This window comes from Parasphingorhabdus sp., assembly GCF_036964675.1.
Classification (GTDB): domain Bacteria; phylum Pseudomonadota; class Alphaproteobacteria; order Sphingomonadales; family Sphingomonadaceae; genus Parasphingorhabdus.
In genome coordinates, this window is record NZ_JBALTF010000124.1 from 1 (window position 1) to 2859 (window position 2859).

The window sequence follows — 2859 nt, forward strand, 5'->3', positions numbered from 1 at the left end:
GCCAATCGGGCGCTCTGGCAGACGCTGGGAAGATTGCCCGCCGATCAGGCGGCAATTTATGCGACAGCGCGGAGTCTGGTCGACTGGCACGCGCGCCATAAATTTTGTGCGCAATGCGGCAAGCCGACCCAGTCCCGCAAAGGCGGCTGGGCACGCCTGTGCGACCCCGAAACCGGCGGTTGCGCAGCGGAACATTTTCCGCGCACCGATCCGGTGGCGATCATGCTGTCGGAATGCGAAGGCAAGGTGCTGCTCGGCCGCCAGCCGCGCTTTCCGCCGAAAAGCTTTTCCGCCCTGGCCGGTTTTCTGGAACCGGGAGAAAGCATCGAGGGTTGCGTGAAGCGCGAACTGTTTGAAGAAGCCGGGATCAAGGTCCGGGATGTCCGCTATGTTGCCAGCCAGCCCTGGCCTTTCCCTTCTTCACTGATGATCGGCTGCACCAGCGTCACCGACGATCCGACGCTGACTCTCGACGAAGAGGAAATTGAGGAAGCGGCCTGGTTTTCGCTCGCTGAGGTCAAGGCGGCGATGGACGGTGATGTGGGCGCGCTGTTCGTCGCTCCGCCGCCTTTTGCGATTGCCTATAATTTGCTCAAACACTGGGTGGATGGAAAGGCCTGATATGACCGACCGGCTCGAACTGATGGGCGCGCCGGGATCGCCCTATACGCGAAAGATGCTGGCGCTGCTGCGCTATCGGCACATAGCTCATAATGTCATCTGGGGTGGCGCGATGGGCGCTCCGGAGGGCTATCCAAAACCGAAGGTGGCATTGCTGCCGACCTTTTATTTTCGCGATAGTGATGGCGATCTGGAAGCGGTAGTGGATAGCACGCCGATCATCCGGCGGCTGGAACAGGAATATAACGGCCGTTCGGTAATTCCCAAAAATGAAGCGCTGCGCTTTCTCGATCTGCTGATCGAGGATTATGCCGATGAATGGCTGACCAAGGCGATGTTCCATTTTCGCTGGGCATTCCAGACGGATGCCGATCATGTCGCACCGTTGTTGATCCACTGGGCAAATCCCAATCTGCCGGACGAACAGGCCAGCGCGATGGCAGCGCAATTTGCCAAACGCCAGATTGACCGGCTCTATGTTGTGGGATCGAACGAGATCACCGCCAAGACCATCGAGGACAGCTATGTCCGGCTGCTCGGTCTGCTCGACCGGCTGATCCGCGAGCAGGGTTTCATTCTGGGCAGCCGGCCATCCGCCTGTGATTTTGCCCTCCATGGCCAATTGACCCAGCTCACCCAGGTCGAGCCTACATCAATGGCGCTGACCAACAAATATGCTCAAAGGGTGCGGGCCTGGGTGGACCGGATGGATGATCTGTCCGGGCACAAGCATGGCGACTGGCTGGCCGACGACCAATATGGTTCGTTGCAAGGCCTGTTGTCGGAAATCGGCCGGACCTATGCGCCTTTTCTGATCGCCAATGCAGCGGCGGTCCAGTCCGGCGCCGAACATGTCGAGGCGGAAATCGATGGCCGGAAATGGCAGCAGCCGCCATTTCCCTATCAGGCGAAATGTCTGGTCGCGCTGCGTGAGGCCTATCAGGCGCTGTCCGCTGACACGCGGGAGCGGATCGACGGGCTGCTAGCGGGAACGGGTTGCGAAACCCTGTTTGTGGCTGCCTAGACCAGCCCCAGACTCGCCAGTTCGCCAAGCATTTCGGCTGGCATTTCCTCTGCGCCTTCTGCGCCATCGCCGAGATCGGGCGGTGCATCCTTTTCCTCGAAATAGCGCCAGCCCTGATGGGCGCGTTTGGGAATTGGCTGGACGGCGACAAGCCGGGGCTCCAGCCTGATCCACTGTCGGCCCTGGCCATTGTCCATGAAGCCGATGATCGGCGACCGGCCGACAATCTTCTTCGCGTGTATCCAGTAGAGCGAACCGCCGATCATTTCTGCGTGGCGCTTGGGCAAATAGCGGGTGGTCAGCCGCGCTTCGCCGCCGGTTTCGCTATTGTCTTTGTGAGATTCGAGCCATTGTCGCAGCGTCGCCGGGCTTTCGCTGCGATAGGCAATCTTGGTCATGTTCAGTGGCATGGACATTATCTGTGGTCCACGGCCGGTTTAGTCAAGCATGTTCCGGGCCCGGATCAACCAAATCGAGCAGGGCCAAAACCCCTCATGGCAAGAATCTAATTGCAAATGATTATCAATAGCATAATATGAGGGTAATCAAACATTGAGGAGAGACAGATTGGGCGAGATTCTGGAAAAATTATTGTTGCCATTGCCCGACATCAGGACGTTGCCATCGGTCGAGGCCAAATTGATCATCGCCTTCCGGCTGGCGGTGGTAGCGAGCCAGAATGACTATGATGGTCATATCCAATTGTCCGACCGACTCGGCGGTGATCTCGCTGCGACGCGGATATTGATATCGGCGGAGACTATCGGATTTGCATGGCAGGAGCCGTTTCAGATCGGTCGTCCCTGCTGTTCGCAGACCACTCCTGACGAGATATGGCTGATCGCGGCCATTCGCCTGACGGCTGGCGAAAACCGGCCGGCCTTTGATTCGCTCAGTTGTGAGATGCTGGGTGATAGCGAGCGGGAACGGATATATAATGACCTGCGCAATTTTGTTGCGGCCTATGCCGGGCATAGGGGCTGATCAGCCCGTTGCCGACGCTCTGGCTGAGGAAGGCCGGAAAGCCCATGCTACCGAAATCAATGATTCCGGCATATACCCCGCTACTCCGGCCTTAACCGTTCAAACAGCCTGACGATATTCTGATTGTATTCGGCTTCCCCGGTTGGGCGAAAACCCAGTTTTTTGGCCAGAGCGATTGACGGGCTATTTTCCGGACTGATGATGCAAACCGTCTTGGCGGGGCTGAATTT

At 58.1% G+C, this 2859-nt stretch carries 4 protein-coding genes; 3 read left to right on the forward strand and 1 reads right to left on the reverse strand.

Translation table 11 applies throughout. The features are described 5' to 3' along the window. Positions 1 to 621, forward strand: a 621-nt coding sequence (gene nudC / locus V7665_RS13350; RefSeq protein WP_335665025.1) for an NAD(+) diphosphatase, incomplete at its 5' end; no start/stop codon positions are given. Position 622: 1 nt separating this feature from the next. Beyond that, positions 623 to 1645: a glutathione S-transferase N-terminal domain-containing protein gene (locus V7665_RS13355; RefSeq protein ID WP_335665026.1), complete on the forward strand. Its 1023-nt coding sequence runs from the start codon at positions 623 to 625 to the stop codon at positions 1643 to 1645. Here V7665_RS13355 and V7665_RS13360 read toward each other — a convergent pair. Continuing rightward, on the reverse strand, positions 1642 to 2055 hold the full coding sequence (locus tag V7665_RS13360; RefSeq protein WP_335665028.1) for a DUF1489 domain-containing protein: 414 nt from the start codon (positions 2053 to 2055) through the stop codon (positions 1642 to 1644). The genes V7665_RS13355 and V7665_RS13360 overlap by 4 nt on opposite strands. Before the next feature lie 157 nt (positions 2056 to 2212). Here V7665_RS13360 and V7665_RS13365 point away from each other — a divergent pair, with 157 nt between their 5' ends. Continuing rightward, complete coding sequence (locus V7665_RS13365) at positions 2213 to 2629, forward strand: hypothetical protein (protein WP_335665027.1); 417 nt, start codon at positions 2213 to 2215, stop codon at positions 2627 to 2629. Positions 2630 to 2859 lie beyond the last annotated feature (230 nt).

Bases quoted from the DNA above. Each gene is read 5' to 3' on its own strand.
- V7665_RS13355 (WP_335665026.1), top strand. From the start codon at position 623: ATGACCGACCGGCTCGAACTGATGGGCGCGCCGGGATCGCCCTATACG.
- V7665_RS13360 (WP_335665028.1), bottom strand. From the start codon at position 2,055: ATGCCACTGAACATGACCAAGATTGCCTATCGCAGCGAAAGCCCGGCG.